Source organism: Streptococcus sp. VTCC 12886, assembly GCF_049893425.1.
In the GTDB taxonomy this organism is placed as follows: Bacteria; Bacillota; Bacilli; order Lactobacillales; family Streptococcaceae; genus Streptococcus; species Streptococcus suis_AA.
On record NZ_JBMVJB010000009.1, the window covers coordinates 41484 to 62118 of the forward strand.

Consider the following 20635-nt stretch of genomic DNA (forward strand, 5'->3'; position numbering starts at 1 on the left):
TAAATGTTACTGATATGGAGGGGATATGTCTGTAAAGCAGGGATTTGCATTGTTCTTAATGATTTGGAACCTGATCGTTTTTTTGGTCTATGGACTTGACAAGGGAAAGGCTAGAAAGGGTTCTTACCGAATTTCAGAAAAGACCTTGTTGTTGATGACCTATGTTGGTGGTGGTCTAGGTGCTTGGGCTGGCGGTACCCATTTTCGTCATAAAACTCAGAAAAAGTATTTTCAACTAGCTTGGGCCGTAGGTGTCTTGATTGACGCCTTGTTGATATACTGGATGTGGAAATAGGCGAAAGCCTTTTTCTGTATTGCTCGAACTATAAAAGTTCCTCTATCTATGCTATAATAATGGTATGACAAAACAAGAAAAAATTTCAAACTATCAATTATTGTTGGCCCAATTGGAGGCTCTTTTAGAGGGTGAAACCAATGCTTTAGCCAATCTATCAAATGCTTCTGCCTTACTTAATCAAGCTCTACCAAACTCTGTCTTCACAGGATTTTACTTGTATGATGGTAGTGAATTGATTTTGGGACCTTTTCAGGGTGGCGTTTCCTGTGTTCATATTGCACTTGGAAAAGGAGTCTGCGGTGAGTCAGCTTCTAAACGCCAGACGATTATCGTAGAGGATGTTCGTTTGCATGACAATTATATTTCCTGCGATGCGACAGCTCTTTCGGAAATTGTGGTGCCAATGGTGAAAAACGACCAATTATTGGGCGTTTTGGACTTGGATTCTAGGTTGGTCGCTGATTACGATACCATTGACCAGGAATACCTTGAGCAGTTCGTCGCACTCTTAGTGGAGAAGACGGACTGGAATTTTGCTATGTTTGGAGAAAAACGCTAATGTACCAAGCTTTATATAGGAAGTACCGAAGCCAGACCTTTGGGGAGATGGTGGGGCAAGAGGTGGTCGCAACGACGCTCAAGCAAGCTATTGAGCAGGGGAAAATTAGCCATGCCTATCTCTTTTCTGGTCCTCGTGGAACGGGTAAGACATCGGCTGCGAAAATTTTTGCCAAGGCCATGAATTGCCCCAATCAGGTTGATGGTGAACCTTGTAACGACTGTTATATTTGTCAAGCGATTACGGAAGGAAGTTTGGAAGATGTCATTGAGATTGATGCAGCTTCCAATAATGGTGTAGATGAGATTCGTGATATTCGTGATAAATCGACCTATGCGCCTAGTCTTGCAACCTATAAGGTCTATATCATCGACGAGGTTCATATGTTGTCTACAGGGGCCTTCAACGCACTATTGAAAACCCTAGAAGAACCAACGGAGAATGTGGTCTTTATTCTAGCAACTACGGAATTGCACAAGATTCCTGCTACCATTCTGTCAAGGGTGCAACGATTTGAATTTAAGTCCATCAAGGTGACGGACATTCAGGAGCACTTGGCTGCAATTTTGACCAAGGAAGGCCTTGCCTTTGATGAACAAGCATTGACCATCATTGCACGTCGGGCAGAAGGTGGGATGCGGGATGCCTTGTCCATATTGGACCAGGCATTGAGTCTTAGTCAACATCAGCAGGTAACTGTGGATATTGCTGAGGAAATTACAGGTTCCATCAGCTTACGTGCCTTGGATGATTATGTGGCTAGTCTCCGTCAGGCAGATAGCGCCTCAGCACTTGGACATCTACAAACCTTGTTTGATCAAGGAAAGAGTATGAGCCGTTTTGCCACAGACCTCTTGCATTATTTGAGGGATCTCCTCATTGTACAGACGGGTGGTGAAAATACCCATTTGACCACTGGTTTTACGGAAAATCTAGCTCTGGCTCAGGATCGGATTTTTACGATGATTGAGATGGTGACAAAAGGTTTGTCAGACATCAAGTCTAGCCCTCAACCGAAAATTTATGCGGAGATGATGACAATTCGTTTGGCAGAAGAAGGATCACCTTCGGGAGCAATCGCAGAGCTGCCAGCTGATTTGGTCAGCCAACTTGCTCATCTTCAAGAACAAGTTGCGGATTTGCAGAAACAACTAAGTCAATTATCTAGTCAACCAAGTGCTATTAAGCCAGTTTCACGCAAGCCACAGGCTCCGAAGAAGTACCGATTGGATACCAGCAAGGTTCATGCTATTTTGCAGGAAGCTATGGAAAATCCAGCCTTGGCGCGTGAAAATTTGACGCGTTTGCAAAATGCATGGGGAGAAATCATCGAAAGCTTATCTGGAGCAGATCGTGCCTTGCTTGTTGGTTCTCAACCAGTCGCTGCGAATGAAAACCATGCTATACTTGCTTTTGAGTCCCCACTCAATGCCGAACAGACTATGAAACGTGATAATCTCAACACTATGTTTGGAAACATTCTCAGCAAGGCAGCTGGTTTTTCGCCACAGATTTTAGCCATTGCTCAAGAGGATTGGGTTAGCATACGAGCAGAATTTTCGGCTAAGGCAAAAGGGCAAAAAACACAAGAAATTGAAACCGAAACCAGCCCAGTTCCAGAAGAATTTGGATTTCTGGCCGACGCAGTTGAAATTCGAAATGATTGAGCGCTTGGTTTGACCACTTCTACAGCAATATCGGTCTCTGGCCGGATGCGCAATCTGTTTGGATGATTTATACTATGATTAATCCTAAATATTTTTCATAATCTCCTTACAAAAGCACCTGACATTTTGGTGTTTTTGTTTTTGCAGAGTCATAATTTTACATAGAAAGCATATAAAAAATCAGCTGAAGGACTGATTTTTTGGTATAATCTACTTTATGAAACTTTCTCAATTTCTTTTTTTAGCCATTACGACAATATTAGCAGTATACTTTATGAATGCCTCTATTTTGACAGGCGATTATTTAATAGCTGGAATTTATGCTTATATTGGCTATCGAAACCTCCGTTTTGCCTATAAAGTAACGAAATTTATTCAACTGGTGGAGAAGCAGTCCAAGAAGTAAGACTGATTTCCCCGCTGGAGATTGTCTTTGCTTTTCCATTCTCTAGTTGAATCACTAAATTACCTGTATCTGTAACGGCGATTGCTCTGCCTTTAAATTCAATTTGATTTTCTACAAAGCTCACTTGTTGACCGACAACAAGTGATTTTTCTTTGTAAAGTGTGATTAATTCATGTTCATCTGTTTCAAGAAAAGCTTTCCAGATGGCTATGATGAGTTGATTGCGGGTAAAGGGTGGTTGTTCCTCAAAAAGGTTGCCTGCAATATGGTGTAGTTCTTTTGGGAAATCGTCAATATGAACATTGATGCCGACACCGATAATGACGTCAGTTACTGTTTGACTTTCCATCGAAGAAATTGCTTCGGTTAAGATTCCAGCCACTTTTTTGCGTCCAAGATAGATGTCGTTGACCCATTTGATTTGAACATCCAAGTCGCAGAGGGACTGGATGGCTTTTACCACAGCAGCCGCAGCTAATATAGTGTATGGTTTGAATGCAAGAAATGGGACGTTGGGCGATAGACGAAGTGACATATAAATACCACCAGATTTTGAGGCGTAAAATGGTCGACCGAATCGTCCTTTTGCTTTATTTTGGTGTGGTGCAAGGTAGAGGGCTGGGCTACTATGTCCTAGTTCAATGCCTTGCTTGGCATCCAGTTGGGTGGAGTCACTGCTTCCATTGAGATGGACTGGAAGGTTAAGTTCCTGTGCAATCAATTCAGGTAAGAGTAAGTCCCCTTCAGCCAGTTTATAGCCACGGTTTCGGGCTGCTTCAATGGTTAAACCGAGGGTTTCTAATTGGCGAATAGCCTTCCAAATGGATGTTCGTGAAATGCCTAGCTCCTGAGCCATATCTTCACCGCTTATGTAGTCCTCTTTTTCTTTCAAAAGAAGATATATTTTTTGATATGTTTTCATAACTTCATTATAGCAAAAAAATCGCTTAAAACGTGATATAATAGATTACAAATAAGGAGGTTTTCATGAAGACACTTGATTACATCGTGACATTAACTCAAACTCCGTCACCAACTGGATATACGACGGATATTATGAATTACATCAAAGCAGAGATTGAAGGTTTCGGTTATGAGGCGACTAAAACACCAAAAGGTGGTGTTTTGGTAACGGTACCGGGGAAAAATGATGAGGAGCACCGTATTTTGACAGCTCATCTGGATACATTGGGAGCTATGGTTCGGGCAATCAAACCGGATGGTCGTATAAAAATGGATTTGGTGGGTGGTTTTGGTTATCCTTCGATTGAAGGTGAAAACTGCTTGATACATTGTGCTAAAAATGGTAAGACCTTCACAGGTACCATTCTTATGCATCAAACGTCTGTCCATGTCTATCGTGATGCTAGTACAGCAGAGCGCAACCAGACCAATATGGAAATCCGGCTGGACGAAAAAGTGACCACTGCTGACGAAGTGCGTACCTTGGGGATTGAAGTTGGTGATTTTATTTCCTTCGATCCAAGAACAATTGTGACAGAAACTGGGTTTATTAAGAGCCGCCATTTGGATGATAAGGTTTCTGCAGCTATTTTGATTCATTTGTTGAAGGTTTATAAAGAAGATGGGATTGTTTTACCATATACCACTCATTTTTATTTTTCAAATAACGAAGAGATTGGTTATGGTGCTAATTCAAGTTTGCCAGATCGGGTTGTGGAGTATCTGGCTGTAGATATGGGAGCGATGGGTGATGACCAGCAGACGGACGAGTACACGGTTTCGATTTGTGTAAAAGATGCTTCAGGTCCTTATCACTATGAACTTCGTCAGCATTTAGTTTCTCTTGCTGAGAGAGAGGGAATTCCATATAAGCTGGATATCTATCCTTACTATGGTTCGGATGCATCGGCTGCTATGCGTGCGGGTGCAGATGTTAAGCATGCTTTACTGGGAGCAGGTATTGAGTCTAGTCACTCTTATGAACGAACTCATTTGGATTCAGTTGATGCGACTGAGCGGATGGTGGATGCTTATTTGAAATCGCTAATGGTAGACTAATATGAATGAAACCCGTTTTTTAGAGTTATTTAATGACCTGGATAAGGTTTTAAGGAAAGTCTGTGGTGTAGCAGATGGAGACTATGCTGACGTTGGTTCGATGTTAACAAAGGCTAAAGAACTAAGCCCCCATAATCCCATTGAGGCAAATTGGGACAAACTTTATGTTGCCCGTCAGTTACGGAATTTAATGGTTCATGAAAAACGAACAGGACTGAAAGAGGTGGCTCAGCCGTCACAAGAATTGATTGATGTGTTGGAAAAAGTTATTTCCCAATACCAAGAGCCAGTTACCATTGCTCATTATTTACAAAGGACACAAAAAATCAAACCAATTGTTTTTGATGTTCAGGATAAATTAATAAAGGCTTTAGAAATTGTAGATCGTAAGCATTTTTCTAAGTTTCCGATTTTTTCGGGAAGAGCCTATCAAGGTTTGGTTTCTGACAAGGGACTGACCAATTGGTTAGCCAAAGCCAGTAAAGAGGCTGGTTCTATTCGTGAGAAATTGGTGGAAGCCAGTTTAGCAGATGTTCTTGTTTTTGAAGAAGATAGTATTCAGGTTATCGTTTTCCCTTCCTCAGAAACACTTTATCAAGTGATCAATTATTTTGAGGGCCGTAAGCGTACGACCATTCTTGTGAGTCGTCAAAAGAGTGGGAAAATAGATTCTCCGGAGGATGTCATTGGTATCATTACAGCCCAAGACTTAGCTGAAATTTATGGAATGGTGGATTAGGAGGTCTTATGTCAACAAATCGTTTAGCTTGGGATGAGTATTTTGCGGCACAAGCACTTTTGATTGCAAATCGGGCGACCTGTAAGAGAGCCAAGGTTGGTGCGGTTTTGGTTAAGGATAATAAGGTTATTGCGACAGGCTATAATGGGTCTGTTTCAGGAACTGAACATTGTTTGGATCAGGAATGTCTCATGATTGATGGTCATTGTGTTAGGACCTTGCATGCGGAAGTTAATGCTATTTTACAAGGAGCGGAGCGGGGAATTCCAAAAGGTTTTACTGCCTATGTGACCCATTTTCCATGTCTCAATTGTTCCAAACAATTGCTTCAAGTAGGTTGCAAGCGGGTGGTCTACATTAATGAATACCGTATGGATGACTATGCGCGGTATTTATATGATGAAAAAGGGTGTGAGCTTGTTCATCTACCGTTAGAGGTGGTGAAACAGGCGATTGCTGATGCGGAGTTTATTTAGACTTTAGGAGGCTGGGCAGAAAGTCCAACCTCGCTTCTCAGAGTTTGTGTCAACATCTCAGCGCAGTGGTTGATTGGCTTTAACAGTCTGGGAGACTGTTAAAGGTAGGAGATAAGATTTGCACAGCAAATCTCAGCAGTTCGTGTTTCACACTCCAAATCTGACCATTACGACTGTTGCGTACAAAGTTCGCTTTATCTCCAACCTCAAACTGTCTCCCAGACAGTTTGAGCTGTGCGGGGGTGGGAGTTTAAAAGGTCTGGGAGACCTTTTAAAGTGGGAGATATAAGCTGACGGCAGTCAGCTCACAAAAATTGATGTCTGGGAATAGACTGTGTTAGCTCAACAACTAGAAATAAAGTCTCGTTGGTGACTCTTTTTGGACTGGTCGAGTTCTTTCCCACTCCCTCTTTATTTTTTAGAAAATGCTAGGATAGATACTGAATATATGCTATACTAGAAACGTTATTAAGTCCCGAAAAGGTAGTTATCAGACTAGTTAACTTTCGCAGACATACTTAGAAGTTATCGCTTTCTCGTTATGTATCTGGAAATTTTACTTTGCTCAAGACAAAAGTCTTTCGCAAAGAACTAGTCTCCTACTAGTTCTTTGTAACCTTGATAACAATTTATTTTAAGGGGGACATTTTTATGTCAGAACGTAAATTGTTTACGTCTGAATCTGTTTCGGAGGGTCATCCGGATAAGATTGCAGACCAGATTTCAGATGCGATTTTGGATGCTATTTTAGCACAAGATCCTGAGGCGCACGTGGCAGCTGAGACGGCTGTTTACACTGGTAGCGTTCATGTGTTTGGTGAAATTTCCACCACTGCCTATGTAGATATTAATCGTGTTGTACGTGATACGATTGCGGAGATTGGCTACACCAAAGGGGAATACGGCTTCGCGGCAGAATCAGTAGGAGTTCATCCATCACTTGTAGAGCAGTCTCCAGATATTGCGCAAGGTGTTAATGAAGCCTTGGAGGCTCGTCAAGATGCTAGTCTAGATCCATTAGATTTAGTTGGTGCAGGTGACCAAGGGCTCATGTTTGGTTTTGCAGTTGATGAAACTCCTGAACTCATGCCATTGCCAATTTCACTTAGTCACAAATTGGTGCGTCGTTTGGCTGAGTTGAGAAAATCTGGTGAAATTGCTTATCTCCGTCCGGATGCTAAGTCACAAGTAACAGTTGAATACGATGAAGACAACCAACCCGTTCGTGTGGATGCAGTCGTTATTTCGACCCAGCATGATCCGGAAGTCAGTCAAGAGCAAATTCGTCAGGATGTCATTGAACGTGTGATAAAGGAAATCATTCCAGCTCAATATTTGGATGACCAAACACAATACTTTATCAATCCAACCGGTCGCTTTGTTATTGGTGGACCTCAAGGTGACTCTGGTCTGACAGGTCGTAAGATTATCGTTGATACCTATGGTGGTTACTCTCGCCACGGAGGCGGCGCCTTCTCTGGTAAGGATGCGACCAAAGTGGACCGTTCTGCATCTTATGCGGCGCGTTACATCGCTAAAAATATCGTAGCAGCTGGTTTGGCTAAAAAGGCTGAGGTTCAATTGGCCTACGCTATCGGTGTTGCTCACCCAGTTTCAGTTCGTATCGATACATTTGGTACAGGTACAGTAGCTGAGAGCAAATTAGAAGGAGCTGTTCGTCAGATTTTCGACTTGCGCCCAGCTGGTATTATTCAAATGCTTGACCTAAAACGTCCAATTTATAAACAAACTGCAGCCTATGGTCACATGGGACGTACGGATATTGATGTTCCATGGGAGAAATTGGATAAGGTAGAAGAGTTGAAAGCAGCTATCTTGTAGGTACATATTTATTATTTGGGTGAGGATATTTATGAAAGCCTTACTTGTTTTTGCACATCCGTGAAAAGAAAGTTTTACCCACGCCCTCGTTCATAGAGTAACGCAGGCCTTGGTAGCAAATGGAGCAGAAGTAACTGTCCGAGATTTGTATAAATTGGGTTTTGATCCAGTTCTTCGAGGAGAAGATACTATTCACATTGAAAATGGAAAATTTGTACGAGAAGCAACTAGTTTTCCTCCAGATGTCCAAACAGAAATGGATCTGATTGCAGAGAGTGATTTGCTTGTTTATATTTTTCCAAGTTGGTGGAATGGTATGCCTGCGATAATGAAGGGTTATGTAGATCGTGTATTTCAGCACGGATTTGCTTATAGTTTTGAATCTGATGAGCCTCGCAAGCTCTTCTCAACAAAGAAAGCTGTTTTCTTTACTACTAAAGGGCAACCACAAAATGCGGATGGAAGTCTGACACCGATAGATCAGGCCATGAAATTTCTAACTTCAGATTGGCTCTTCAACAGTAATGATGCACAAGTCATTGATCATGTTTTTTATGGTCGAGTGCCTTATTTGACGAGTGAGGAATTAGAGAACTATCTACTTGATGCTGAATTTAGAATTCAACAACTTTTTAATGAATGATAACAATTATCCATTAGTTGATCGGACCAGGCTCCAATGCCAGGTCCGTTTTCAAATACTGTAAAACTAGATTTTTCACTGACTTTGTGTTAGAATGAAACGTATGTCTTTTTATACGTATTCTGATAAAAAACCATCAACCTATTGATGTGTTAGGTCAAAGGGCAATCTAAGAAAGTGAATGATAGTATGAGAAAAATTGTAATTAATGGTGGGAAGGCATTGAAAGGGACTGTTACGGTTAGTGGTGCCAAAAATTCTGTCGTTGCCTTAATTCCTGCCATTATTCTTGCAGAGGATGTTGTCGTTTTGGATGGAGTTCCTGCTATTTCGGATGTTGATAGCTTAATTGATATCATGGAGACGATGGGGGCAACCGTCAAGCGAGATGGAGAGACTTTGGAAATAGATCCACGTGGTGTTCAAGATATGCCAATGCCATTTGGGAAAATCAATAGTCTGCGTGCATCCTATTATTTTTACGGATCTCTTTTAGGCCGTTATGGGAAAGCAGTCGTTGGCTTACCTGGTGGATGCGATCTAGGTCCACGTCCGATTGATTTGCACCTTAAAGCCTTCGCTGCTATGGGAGCTGAGACAAACTATGAGGGTGAACATATGCGCCTAGCAACCAATGGACAACGGATTCAAGGGGCTCATATATTCCTGGATGTTGTCAGTGTTGGCGCAACAATCAATACGATTTTAGCTGCTGTTAAAGCGAAAGGTCGTACTGTTATTGAAAATGCAGCACGTGAACCTGAGATCATTGATGTGGCAACTCTGCTAAACAATATGGGGGCTCGTATTCGCGGGGCAGGTACAGATATTATTACAATAGATGGTGTAGATCACCTTAAAGGAACTCGCCATCAAGTTATTCCTGATCGTATCGAAGCAGGGACTTATATCGCCTTAGCTGCTGCAGTTGGTGAAGGAATTACTGTAGATAATGTTCTATACGAACACTTGGAGAGTTACATCGCTAAACTGCAAGAGATGGGTGTGCGCATGACAATCTCTGAAGACAGTATTTTTGTTGAAAAACAAGAAACATTAAAGGCTGTCAATATCAAAACTTCCCCTTATCCAGGTTTTGCGACAGACTTGCAACAACCTATTACCCCCTTACTCCTTAAAGCTACAGGTACCGGAACTATCGTGGACACAATTTATGAAAAACGTGTTGGACACGTGCAGGAATTGGCTAATCTTGGAGCAAAAATTTCAACACGAAGCAATCATATTGCCTTTGAAGGTCCCAATCAACTAATAGGGTCTTCAGTTAAAGCAACAGATTTACGGGCTGGTGCGGCGATGGTTATTGCTGGTCTAATGGCTCAAGGTCGAACAGAAATTACAAATATTGAGTTTATTCTGCGTGGATACTCAAATATTATTGAAAAGTTGACAGAGCTTGGTGCAGATATTCAGTTGATTGAGGACTAGTTGATCTAGTAGAGAATTGCATCTTTAGAATGTAATGATTAAATAAATGAAATATATTGGGGATGGGAGCAATTCTCAGTCCCTTGGGTACACTATGACACTTTGGATACAGTTAGCTAAATTTGCATGTTTTGAAACGGATCATTTCGTTTTGCGACCATTTTCTTACGAGGATGGTGAGGATTTTTATACAATAGTGTCGCATGCTGAGAATCTTCCATTTATTTTTCCAGTTTTGAAGGACAAAGAGATTGCTGTTGCGACAATGGTTGAAAAATTTATCCGTTCGCCATTAGGAAATTGGGCATTAATAGAAAAAAACTCTGGTCGAATGATTGGTGCTCTTTGTTTAGAAAAGTTGGATGAACATTTACGAACTGCGGAGCTAAGCTATTTTCTTAAAAAGGACCACTGGGGACAAGGGTTGATGACAGAGGCAGTACGAAATTTAGTGTATCTGTCTTTTTATAAAGTTGGCTTAAAAGAGTTGGTAATTATCACTCATGAGGAAAATGTGGCTAGTCAAAGGGTGGCTAGAAAAGCTGGCTTTGTGCAAATTAACCACTATCGTGGAAGTGACCGTTATAGTCATAAAATGAGAAATTACTTGAAATTTAGCTTGAAAAAGGCAGATTTTAATTTAGAAATGTACGAGGAAAATCAATGATTACAATTAAATCACAACGAGAAATCGATGCCATGAGTCGAGCTGGTGAAGTTTTGTCAGGAATCCATATTGGATTACGTGACATCATCAAGCCAGGTGTGGACATGTGGGAAGTGGAAGAGTATGTTCGTAAAATATGTAAGGAGAAAAATGTTCTGCCACTTCAAATTGGAGTTGATGGTGAATTAATGGACTATCCTTATGCGACGTGTTGTGGATTGAATGATGAAGTTGCTCATGCTTTCCCACGTCACTACGAGCTAAAAGAAGGTGACTTATTGAAGGTTGATATGGTTTTGAGTGAGCCCTTAGACAAAGCGGTAGTTGATGTTTCTAAGCTCAACTTTAATGATGTCAAGGCTATGAAGAAAATCACTCAAACCTACCGTGGTGGAGTAGCAGACTCTTGTTGGGCCTATGCAGTCGGTCAGGTTTCTGAAGAAGTGCAAAACTTGATGGATGTAACCAAGGAATGTTTGTACCGCGGTATTGAGCAAGCCGTTGTTGGCAATCGTATCGGTGATATTGGCGCAGCCATTCAAGAATATGCGGAAGGTCTTGGCTACGGTGTTGTTCGTGACTTGGTGGGTCACGGCGTTGGTCCAACCATGCATGAGGAACCAATGGTTCCCCACTATGGAACAAAGGGTCGTGGTCTTCGCTTGCGTGAAGGCATGGTTTTGACTATCGAGCCAATGATAAACACTGGGACTTGGGAAATCAATACGGATATGAAGACTGGTTGGGCTCACAAAACACTTGATGGTGGCTTATCTTGTCAATATGAGCACCAATTTGTGATTACAAAAGATGGTCCACTTATCTTGACTAGTCAAGGTGAAGAAGGAACGTATTAATACTCTTCGAAAATCAAAAGCCGACGTTGTTGACTTGATTTGATGAGTGAAAGGCTCCAGTGGAGCCTTTCAGCCTGTTACCTTTAAATAAAAAAGTAACAGGGTTCTATTTGCATCATATCGACACGAACTACGTTTGCTCAATTTACAACCTCCAACGGTTCCCCAAACCTTTGGAGCGAGTCTGATTTTGATTTTCATTGAGTATAAATCAATTAGAGAAGGAAAGTATGAGGTTGAATGAATGAGCAAATTCAAAAAACTAGAAGGACTGAAAACATTCTTTTCAACCTTTTTTTCCTATTACAAATCGGCGGAAATTGAGATAACGAGTGTGGCGGTAGCTTATTATCTTCTGATTTCCATTTTTCCGATTCTGTTGACCTTAGCCAATTTATTGCCTTATTTTCCTTTTGATGTGGATGCGATTCTATCAGTATTAGCAGAATTTATTCCTGAAAAAATCTATCCGACTGTTTCAAATTTTGTGACCAATATTCTAACTAAACCCTCAAGTTCTTGGTTAGGTATTGCTATTCTTACGACTTTATGGACCCTTTCAAATAGTATGATGATTTTACAAAAGGCTGTTAATAAGGCATATGGTATGGAAAATCATCGTGATGTCATTGTTGGTCGGCTAGTAGGTATCTTTTTGGGGATTGGTTTGCAAATAATCATAGGATTGAGCATAGCGAGTGTGACATTTGGTCAAGCCATTTTTTCTTATATAGATAAATATTTCAATCTGGAAAATGGTTGGTTGGATATTATTTTAGGACAAACACAACCGATTGCCTACCTAGCACTGTTTGCGGCACTGATTATGTTCTATTATTTTTCGCCAAATGTTCGGATACCTAAAATTTGGTATGTTTTCCCTGGGGCTGGTTTTGTTCTATTTATTATGGCAACAACTGGTAAGTTGTTTTCACTGTATTTGGATAACTATGCAAATAAATTATCAGATTTCCGTTCGGCAACAGCAGCAATATTTCTTGTATTTATGGTCTGGTTTATTTTTATGGCCCAGATTCTAATCATAGGTGCAGTCGTTAATGCAAGTGTTCACAAATTAAAATTAGGTGATATCCAGTCAAGAGACGGAGATATTGTTTCAATCTTTAAGCGTGCTAAATCAAAATATAAAAAAACGAGTAACCTCTAGTTGGAGGGTGCTCGTTTTTTATATGAAGTTTGACAGTCGTATATTTTTTCTTCATTTTTAGTAAAAAATGAGGTTCCAGTTGGAGCCTCATTTCTTACTATTAAATACAAACAGTTTACTCAAAACATAATTGAGTACAATCACTAAGACTTGTGAGAAGAGTGTTGCAATGGCATTGACAAGGGAAAGGTCATTGTTTACAAATTGACCGATAATGCCTGGGAAAGCCTGTACTAAGAGAAATGCCAGAAGCATATCTAGTACCATAGTAACAAGTCTGGCAGATACAAACTTAAGAAATCTTTTCTTCCATCCCCTAGATTCTTGCCGAAAGACGATTTGGTCATTTGTAATAAAAGCAAACAATATGGCGATAACATTAGCAAGAAAAGCAACAAGGACTACCTGATTGAGAAAGGCAAATAATAGGATCCGGGCGACCATATACACTAAGGTTGCAGCAACACCAAATATTAAATAAAGGATAACTTCGTTCTGGAATGTTTTTTTCATAATATTTTTCATACGTCAAGTCTATCATTTTTTTATAAAATATGCTATACTTATCAACGTTGTTGATAGTTATGTGCAACAACCCTTGGGGCTTACTCACTTTACCCAAGCATATTACAAGCATTTTGCTAAAGGAGAATCAGGATGAATACATCTAAATGGTCCGCCCGTGATTTGGCGGAAGTTGCTCTTGTTGCTGCAATTTATATTGCACTAACTGTTACCCCACCTTTAAATGCCATTTCGTTTGGTGCTGTACAGTTCCGAATCTCAGAAATGTTGAATTTTTTAGGTTTTTATCATAAAAAATATATTCTTGCTGTGACAATTGGATGTATGATTTCCAATCTGATGGTATATGGGGTTGTTGATCTACTGGTTGGTGGACTCTCTACCTTACTCTTTGTAAGTATCGGTGTCCTTCTGTTTGAACGCTATAAAAAAGAATATCTTTTTAATGGCTGGATGAACAAAGCATTTTTCTATTTTTCATTTTTCTTTGCTGCAACGATGTTTACCATTGCATTAGAACTAAACATCATGTATCAAGCACCTTTCTTCTTGACTTGGCTAACTACAGGTTTAGGTGAATTGTTATCCCTGTTAATTGGGGCAGTTGTTATTGAATCAGTGATGAAACGTATTCCAGGATACACACGCTTATAATAAAAAAACAATCCTAGCTATGATTGCTTGGATTGTTTTCTATTTAGAGAATTATTTTTCTAAAAGCCCCAAACGGTGTAATTCATGATCAATTGTCATAAGCACAGTTTCTAAATCTTGTGGATTGTTTACAAAATCGAACTGATTTCCATCAATTCGGATTTTAGGAGAGGCTTTATAATCTTGGTACCAAATTGGATAGGCAGAATGGACCTGTTTATAATACTCAAGAAGTTCAGGATTTGCTGTTACCTGTTCGTAGGAGCGACCACGCAGTTGGATTCGACTCAACATGGTTTCAAGAGATACATCGATGTAAACCAATAAATCTGGAGATTTCTTAGGCATCCCTTCTAGTTCCTCCAACATATTTGCTAATAATTCTTTATAGATTTCTAGCTCCATTTTTGTGACATTGCCATTTTGATAATTAAGAGTTAGAAATAACTCATCCTCAAAAATAGAACGATCTAGAATATTATTATCTGCTCGGTAGGCCTCTTTAATGGATTGGAATCGTTTGTTTAAAAAGTAAATCTGTAATAAAAATGCGTATTTCTCAGGATCTTGGTAGTACAAGTCCAAAACAGGGTTTTGATCAACGGCTTCATAAAAAACATCGGTTCCAAGATGTTCTCCGAGAGCTGTAGCTAATGAGCTTTTTCCTGCTCCAATCGTTCCGGCTAATACAATCAACATAGTGCTCCTCTCTTTTTCTAACGTTCTCATTGTATAAAAATATGGTATGGTTTTCAAGAATTAGACACGATTCCATTCAAATAAAATTCCCCCAAAATTTCTAGTAGGAGTCACAAACCTGAGGTAAAAGAGAATTTAAAAGCTCTTTTTTCTGTTGTCAACCAAGGCCGATTTCGTGCTATAATAGTGTCTATGGAAGAAAAATATTTGAAAATTGCCCAAGAATTGGGTGTTAGTTTAAAACAAATTGATACGGTCTTGACGCTCACTGCAGAGGGAAATACCATTCCTTTTATTGCCCGATATCGTAAGGAAGCAACAGGAAACCTCGACGAAGTGGTCATCAAATCAATTATTGATCGTGACAAGGCTTTAACAGCTCTGGCTGGGCGTAAGGCGACGGTTTTAGCAAAGATTGCAGAACAAGGGAAATTAACCGATCAGCTCCGTCAAGCGATTGAAGAAGCAGAAAAGTTAGCGGATGTGGAAGAACTGTATTTACCTTATAAAGAAAAACGTCGCACAAAGGCCACAATAGCTCGTGAAGCTGGATTATTCCCACTAGCACGTCTTATTTTACAAAACGTAGCAGATTTGGAAAATCAAGCAACTCATTTTGTTTGTGAAGGTTTTGACACGCCTGAAGCTTGTCTTGTAGGTGCTGTTGATATTCTTGTAGAAGCTATTTCGGAAGATCCAAAGCTCCGTGCATGGACCTATCATGAAATTCAAACAAATTCGAGTCTCTATTCTGAATTAAAAGACCAAGCAGCTGATGAAAAGTTTGTGTTCCAAATGTATTACGATTTTTCTGAAAAAGTTGCGAAAATGCAGGGTTATCGTACCTTAGCTTTGAATCGTGGAGAAAAATTGGGCGTTCTTAAAGTTCATTTTGAACACAATTTGAATAAGATAATTCGTTTCTTTGAGGTTCGTTTTCCGCAGAAAAATGCTTATATAGCAGATGCAATCAATCAGGCAGTTAAGAAAAAAATTATCCCAGCTATGGAGCGGCGCGTTCGGACAGAGTTGACAGAAAGTGCAGAAGAAGGGGCGATTGCTCTCTTTTCAGAGAATCTTCGGAACTTGCTTCTCGTTCCACCATTAAAAGGAAAAATGGTCTTAGGTTTCGACCCTGCCTTTCGTACTGGTGCTAAGTTAGCTGTCGTAGATCAGACTGGTAAGCTACTGACGACACAAGTGATTCATCCAGTCAAGCCAGCTTCTCAGGCCCAGATTGCTCAGGCAAAGGAAAAGTTGGCCAACTTAATTGGTCAATACCAGGTGGAAATTATTGCCATCGGGAATGGGACAGCTAGCCGAGAATCGGAAGCTTTCGTTGCTGATTTGTTGAAAGATTTTCCGACGGTTTCTTACGTGATTGTAAATGAGAGCGGAGCTTCTGTCTACTCCGCATCTGAACTGGCTCGAACCGAATTTCCAGACCTAACGGTAGAAAAACGCTCTGCTATTTCCATCGCACGCCGTCTGCAAGACCCATTGGCTGAGTTGGTTAAAATTGATCCAAAATCGATTGGTGTTGGACAGTATCAACATGATGTCAATCAAAAACTTTTGTCTGACAGTCTAGATTTTGTCGTTGATACAGTTGTTAACCAGGTCGGGGTCAATGTCAATACTGCAAGTGCTGCTCTTCTTTCACATGTGGCTGGCCTCAATAAAACTATTTCAGAAAACATTGTCACGTATCGTATAGAAAATGGTGCTCTGACTTCTCGTCAACAGCTTAAAAAAGTTCCTCGCTTGGGAGATAAGGCTTTTGAGCAGGCAGCTGGTTTCTTGCGTATTCCAGATGGAACAAACTTTTTGGACAATACTGGCGTGCACCCAGAGTCATATAAGGCTGTAGAGACGTTGTTAAAACTGCTAGAAATTGACCACTTAGATGTTGCTGCGCAGGAAAAATTAAAACAAATTTCTATTGAAAAGATGGCAGAGGAAATTGGTGTCGGTCAGGAAACGTTGAAAGATATTATCGCTGACTTGCTCAAGCCTGGGCGTGATTTGCGTGATGAATTTGCAGCGCCAGTTCTTCGTCAAGATGTTCTTGATTTTAAGGATTTGCAAATTGGTCAGAAGTTGGAAGGTGTGGTCCGGAATGTGGTAGACTTTGGTGCTTTCGTGGACATTGGTATTCACGAAGATGGGCTGATTCATATATCAAACATGAGTAAGAATTTCATCAAGCATCCAAGTCAAGTTGTATCTGTTGGTGATTTGGTGACAGTTTGGGTTCATAAACTTGATCAGCAACGTGAGAAGGTTAATTTGACCTTGGTGGCTCCCCGTGAATCTCACTGACTATGTTCAGCAGGTATCTGTAGAGGACTTCGGTAAAGAATTTCGACATGTAGCTCTTTGGAATAGCCGATTACGGTCGACAGGTGGTCGTTTCTTCCCAAAGGATGGCCACTTGGATTTTAATCCCAAACATCTGGAGGAGCAAGGGTTGGAAGTTTTTAGAAAGATTGTCCGCCATGAACTCTGCCATTACCATCTTTACTATGAGAAGAAGGGTTATCGGCATGGAGATACGGATTTCAAGAAACTGCTGGCTGCGGTGGACGGCCTGCGCTATGCTCCTAAACTGGAACAAGCTACCAAGCCTAGTCTGCTTTATATCTGTCAGTCCTGTGCCCAAGCCTACCAGCGAAAGCGCCGCATTGATCTAAAGAAATACCGGTGTGGAAAGTGTCACGGAAAGCTCGTTTTGAAACGATAGAGAATCAGTCCTTGGGCTGATTTTTTTGTTGCGAAATATGGTATACTAGTATGGAATTGAGGTGAGTCTATGACGCAAAAGAGAGAAGAACGCTTAATTGAGTTATATGAAAAAGGTGTCTTGACCAAGGAAGAGGCTCGCGCCTGTTTTAAGGAAATGAATCAAGAACCAGACTTTCTTTTTGTGGAAGAAAAAGCAAAATTGAATTTTACCTTACCAAGTTTCAAGGTCTTTGCTTCCTCAAAGCTGAAACAGGCCTATTCATTTGATGGAATTGAATCACTCTTTCTAAAATTATCCGAGGGGCGGCTGACTCTGACTAAGTCTAAGAATGAACAGATCACCGTAGAAATTGTTTATAATCAAGATGCGCCAGAAGACAAACTCCCCCGTCTTTATGTTGAAAAGAAAGGACTATATTTCAACAGTAGTTTGGCCTGTCGCTTGACCATTAGCTTACCCCAGGAATGGATGTCAGTACTAGCTGTAGAACTTGGTCAAGCAGATGCCCGGTTAGACTACTTGCCGTTTGAAGATATTTCTATCCGCAGTTCAAGAGATAAAAAACAACAGGATATTCGCTTGACAACCTGCGGTGGCTACCCACAACATTTGTATGTGCAATTGGCACACGCGCCTTTCACCTTACAAACAGGGAAGGGGCAGGGAATTCGAGGACAGATTGAGTCTCAATCAGGACAGGTTGTAGTCAATCGAAAGAAGAAAAATAGTCCTTATCAATTTGAAAAATCAGGAAATGATTTACTCTTTATAAAAGCACAGACTGGTCAAGGTGCTTTTTATGTGAAAGGAATAAAAGATGTCAATTGATTTGTATAGAGTAAGAAAGGGAAAAGTTGTGTCTGGCGTTCTTGCTGGCATTGCTCATAAATTAGGATGGGAAGCATGGCTTGTTCGTGCCCTCTTTATAGCAGGTCTTCTATTTGGAAAATCTTTTATCTTGTTAATCGCACTTTACGCAGCAGCAACTTACTTCTTACCATATAAGGAAGATAAGGATGCCGAGAAATATGGAACTGGCCCGCGTAAGATAAAAGATGCTGAGAAGATACGTAAATTTTAGTTTAGATAGTAGGCTTAAAAAAACTTGAGTTAGTATTAATGCTCAAGTTTTTTTATTTTATTTAGTTTGCGTGACTAGCTATTAATTCCATTTGACCTGTAAAGGTCCAGTCTGATACATCGGCTGGTAAGATAAAGTGGGTACCTTTTTGAAGTGGATAGCTGGTTTCACCGACTTGGATGGCACCTTCCCCTTCGATGACACTGACAAGCAGGTAAGGAACGGTCTGTTTCATTTTGATTTCTTGATGAATATCCCATTTATAGACTGTAAAAAACGGATTTGCTACTAAGACGGTCGAATCAAGATGATCGATTTTAAGCTTGGCAGGTGTTGAATTGGCAACTGGACCAATTGTCAGCACATCAATCGATTTTTCAATGTGTAGTTCACGGAGGTTGCCTGCATCATCACGGCGATCAAAGTCATAGACACGGTAGGTTGTATCGCTAGATTGTTGGGTTTCTAGTATCATGATACCTTTACCGATGGCGTGCATGGTGCCGCTTGGTACAAAGAAGAAATCACCCTTTTTGACGGGTACATGGGTCAACAGCTTGTCCCAATCTCCAGCTTCGATTTGCTGGCGGAGTTCTTCTTTGGATTGAGCGTTGTGGCCATAAATGATTTCAGCTCCGTCCTCGGCTTCTAAAATGTACCAACATTCTGTCTTGCCTAATTCACCTTCGTGAGCCAAGCCATAGCTATCATCGGGATGGACTTGGACGCTAAGCCAATCGTCTGCATCAAGGATTTTGGTTAATAATGGAAAGACATTATCTGTGGGATTGCCAAATAAATGTTTTTCATTCTGATAGAGGTCATGCAGTCCTCTTCCTTTATATTGACCATTTGAGACTGTTGTTACGCCGTTTGGGTGGGCAGATATAGCCCAACATTCACCAGTTTTTTCACTAGGAATATCGTAGTGGTAGTTGGTTTTCAGGCGTTGACCACCCCAAATTTTTTCGTGCATTACAGGTGTGAGAAACAAGGGTTCCATATTCATCTCCTTTTTAAAAAGAATTCTACTATAAAAGTATAACAGAATTGTTAGAATTGTGTATCTGATAGCATGAGTGTTTTTTATTGACTTTAATTAAATAAGTAAGTAAACTTATTCTTTTATTAATATAGTCCACTTCTTTCCCCTGCAAGCGCTAACTTATGGTATAATATAATAAAACTGAAAGTGAGGGAACAGATGACCGTTTATGTAAAAGATCTGGTCGATAATCTGCGGATTGAATGTGCTTATGGTACTGAAGAGCTCCTGAAAAAACCGATTACAACTGCAGATATTACCCGACCAGGATTGGAAATGACTGGCTACTTTGATTATTACGCCCCAGAACGGATTCAACTGATTGGTATGAAGGAATGGTCCTATTTGACAGCAATGACTGCTCATAACCGTTACCAGGTCCTTTCTGAGATGTTCCAGCCAGAAACGCCTGTTGTTATTGTTGCCCGTGGTCTGGAAATTCCTGAAGAGATGTATAAGGCTGCTAAGGAAAAACAGATTGCAATTTGTAGAAGTAAAACTGCAACTAGTCGACTGTCAGGGGAACTCTCCTCTTATTTAGATAGTCGATTGGCACAACGTACCAGTGTTCATGGTGTCCTGATGGATATCTATGGCATGGGGGTTTTAATCCAAGGTGATTCTGGTATTGGTAAAAGTGAGACGGGCCTAGAGTTGGTTAAACGAGGACACCGATTGGTGGCTGATGACCGAGTTGATGTCTTTGCCAAAGATGATGTTACCCTTTGGGGTGAGCCTGCAGAAATACTTCGTCATTTATTGGAAATTAGAGGAGTTGGGATTATTGATGTGATGAGTCTATATGGTGCAAGTGCCGTTAAAGATTCATCAGAAGTGCAATTAGCAGTCTACCTTGAAAATTTTGAAACTGGCAAGGTGTTTGACCGACTGGGAAATTCTGGTGAGACGATTGAGATTGCTGGGATAGCGGTTCCTCAAATTCGTATACCTGTAAAAACAGGACGAAATATTTCTGTAGTGATTGAAGCAGCTGCAATGAATTACCGAGCAAAACAAATGGGATTTGATGCGACAAAATTATTTGAGGAGCGTCTTTCCAATTTAATTGAACACAATAGGAGTGAAAACTAA

General features: G+C 40.5%; 22 protein-coding genes, 1 pseudogene and 1 riboswitch. Of the genes and pseudogenes, 19 read left to right on the plus strand and 4 right to left on the minus strand.

What is annotated here, in order from left to right; all coding sequences use genetic code 11:
- The first annotated feature begins 25 nt into the window (after nt 1-25).
- The 4 genes from ACPC57_RS04115 (at nt 26) to ACPC57_RS04130 (ending at nt 2930) form a co-directional block, all read left to right on the plus strand.
- Complete coding sequence (locus tag ACPC57_RS04115) at nt 26-295, plus strand: DUF1294 domain-containing protein (RefSeq protein WP_130554991.1); 270 nt, start codon at nt 26-28, stop codon at nt 293-295.
- Nucleotides 296-359: 64 nt separating this feature from the next.
- Complete coding sequence (locus ACPC57_RS04120) at nt 360-857, plus strand: GAF domain-containing protein (protein ID WP_130554990.1); 498 nt, start codon at nt 360-362, stop codon at nt 855-857.
- Nucleotides 857-2524, plus strand: a complete 1668-nt coding sequence (dnaX, locus tag ACPC57_RS04125; RefSeq protein ID WP_434066376.1) for a DNA polymerase III subunit gamma/tau — start codon at nt 857-859, stop codon at nt 2522-2524. The genes ACPC57_RS04120 and dnaX overlap by 1 nt, the downstream gene beginning before the upstream one ends.
- 274 nt (nt 2525-2798) lie before the next feature.
- Nucleotides 2799-2930 (plus strand): DUF3272 family protein, encoded by a 132-nt coding sequence (locus tag ACPC57_RS04130; RefSeq protein ID WP_434066377.1) that lies wholly within the window; start codon nt 2799-2801, stop codon nt 2928-2930.
- Here the strand turns inward: ACPC57_RS04130 and birA are convergent.
- Complete coding sequence (birA, locus tag ACPC57_RS04135; RefSeq protein WP_217374128.1) at nt 2896-3852, minus strand: bifunctional biotin--[acetyl-CoA-carboxylase] ligase/biotin operon repressor BirA; 957 nt, start codon at nt 3850-3852, stop codon at nt 2896-2898. The two genes, ACPC57_RS04130 and birA, sit on opposite strands and share 35 nt — an antisense overlap.
- A gap of 65 nt (nt 3853-3917) precedes the next feature.
- On the opposite strand from birA, the gene ACPC57_RS04140 reads away from it, so the two are divergent.
- The 9 genes and pseudogenes from ACPC57_RS04140 (at nt 3918) to ACPC57_RS04180 (ending at nt 12793) form a co-directional block, all read left to right on the plus strand.
- On the plus strand, nt 3918-4952 hold the full coding sequence (locus ACPC57_RS04140) for a M42 family metallopeptidase (protein WP_217374127.1): 1035 nt from the start codon (nt 3918-3920) through the stop codon (nt 4950-4952).
- Between the two features lies 1 nt (nt 4953).
- The gene (locus ACPC57_RS04145) at nt 4954-5691 is read left to right on the plus strand and encodes a hypothetical protein (RefSeq protein ID WP_434066378.1); all 738 of its coding nucleotides are present in this window, start codon (nt 4954-4956) and stop codon (nt 5689-5691) included.
- An 8-nt stretch (nt 5692-5699) separates the two neighbouring features.
- A complete protein-coding gene (locus ACPC57_RS04150; protein ID WP_217374125.1) occupies nt 5700-6167 on the plus strand; it encodes a deoxycytidylate deaminase in 468 nt (155 codons plus the stop codon).
- A 651-nt stretch (nt 6168-6818) separates the two neighbouring features.
- Nucleotides 6819-8009 (plus strand): methionine adenosyltransferase, encoded by a 1191-nt coding sequence (gene metK / locus ACPC57_RS04155; protein WP_434066379.1) that lies wholly within the window; start codon nt 6819-6821, stop codon nt 8007-8009.
- A 31-nt stretch (nt 8010-8040) separates the two neighbouring features.
- Nucleotides 8041-8652 (plus strand): annotated as a pseudogene (locus ACPC57_RS04160) (NAD(P)H-dependent oxidoreductase).
- Nucleotides 8653-8841: 189 nt separating this feature from the next.
- Entirely contained in the window at nt 8842-10101 is a 1260-nt protein-coding gene (locus ACPC57_RS04165; RefSeq protein ID WP_434066380.1) for a UDP-N-acetylglucosamine 1-carboxyvinyltransferase, read from the plus strand.
- Nucleotides 10102-10195: 94 nt separating this feature from the next.
- Complete coding sequence (locus ACPC57_RS04170) at nt 10196-10768, plus strand: GNAT family N-acetyltransferase (protein WP_434066381.1); 573 nt, start codon at nt 10196-10198, stop codon at nt 10766-10768.
- Nucleotides 10765-11625 (plus strand): methionyl aminopeptidase, encoded by an 861-nt coding sequence (locus ACPC57_RS04175; RefSeq protein ID WP_434066382.1) that lies wholly within the window; start codon nt 10765-10767, stop codon nt 11623-11625. The genes ACPC57_RS04170 and ACPC57_RS04175 overlap by 4 nt, the downstream gene beginning before the upstream one ends.
- Nucleotides 11626-11869: 244 nt before the next feature.
- Nucleotides 11870-12793, plus strand: a complete 924-nt coding sequence (locus ACPC57_RS04180) for a YihY/virulence factor BrkB family protein (protein ID WP_434065671.1) — start codon at nt 11870-11872, stop codon at nt 12791-12793.
- 87 nt (nt 12794-12880) lie between these two features.
- On the opposite strand, the gene ACPC57_RS04185 is transcribed toward ACPC57_RS04180, so the two are convergent.
- Complete coding sequence (locus tag ACPC57_RS04185; protein ID WP_434065670.1) at nt 12881-13318, minus strand: GtrA family protein; 438 nt, start codon at nt 13316-13318, stop codon at nt 12881-12883.
- Nucleotides 13319-13346: 28 nt separating this feature from the next.
- Nucleotides 13347-13453: riboswitch (PreQ1 riboswitch) on the plus strand.
- On the opposite strand from ACPC57_RS04185, the gene ACPC57_RS04190 reads away from it, so the two are divergent.
- Entirely contained in the window at nt 13451-13972 is a 522-nt protein-coding gene (locus ACPC57_RS04190) for a QueT transporter family protein (RefSeq protein ID WP_024392496.1), read from the plus strand. (Overlaps the previous riboswitch by 3 nt.)
- A gap of 51 nt (nt 13973-14023) precedes the next feature.
- Here ACPC57_RS04190 and ACPC57_RS04195 read toward each other — a convergent pair whose 3' ends face one another.
- A complete protein-coding gene (locus tag ACPC57_RS04195; RefSeq protein ID WP_274504202.1) occupies nt 14024-14671 on the minus strand; it encodes a deoxynucleoside kinase in 648 nt (215 codons plus the stop codon).
- A 192-nt stretch (nt 14672-14863) separates the two neighbouring features.
- Between ACPC57_RS04195 and ACPC57_RS04200 the strand changes: the two genes are divergently transcribed.
- The 4 genes from ACPC57_RS04200 to ACPC57_RS04215 all read left to right on the plus strand — a co-directional run bounded on the left by ACPC57_RS04200 (nt 14864) and on the right by ACPC57_RS04215 (nt 18498).
- Nucleotides 14864-16993, plus strand: a complete 2130-nt coding sequence (locus ACPC57_RS04200; RefSeq protein ID WP_434066383.1) for a Tex family protein — start codon at nt 14864-14866, stop codon at nt 16991-16993.
- Complete coding sequence (locus ACPC57_RS04205) at nt 16980-17414, plus strand: SprT family protein (RefSeq protein WP_274504200.1); 435 nt, start codon at nt 16980-16982, stop codon at nt 17412-17414. Before ACPC57_RS04200 ends, ACPC57_RS04205 begins: the two co-directional genes overlap by 14 nt.
- Before the next feature lie 69 nt (nt 17415-17483).
- Entirely contained in the window at nt 17484-18245 is a 762-nt protein-coding gene (locus ACPC57_RS04210; RefSeq protein WP_277837664.1) for a hypothetical protein, read from the plus strand.
- Nucleotides 18235-18498 carry a PspC domain-containing protein gene (locus ACPC57_RS04215; RefSeq protein ID WP_434066384.1) on the plus strand — a complete coding sequence of 88 codons (264 nt, stop codon included), beginning with the start codon at nt 18235-18237 and terminating at the stop codon, nt 18496-18498. The genes ACPC57_RS04210 and ACPC57_RS04215 overlap by 11 nt, the downstream gene beginning before the upstream one ends.
- A 61-nt stretch (nt 18499-18559) precedes the next feature.
- On the opposite strand, the gene manA is transcribed toward ACPC57_RS04215, so the two are convergent.
- A complete protein-coding gene (gene manA, locus ACPC57_RS04220; protein WP_434066385.1) occupies nt 18560-19501 on the minus strand; it encodes a mannose-6-phosphate isomerase, class I in 942 nt (313 codons plus the stop codon).
- A gap of 201 nt (nt 19502-19702) precedes the next feature.
- Here manA and hprK point away from each other — a divergent pair, with 201 nt between their 5' ends.
- The gene (gene hprK, locus ACPC57_RS04225; RefSeq protein ID WP_217374112.1) at nt 19703-20635 is read left to right on the plus strand and encodes an HPr(Ser) kinase/phosphatase; all 933 of its coding nucleotides are present in this window, start codon (nt 19703-19705) and stop codon (nt 20633-20635) included.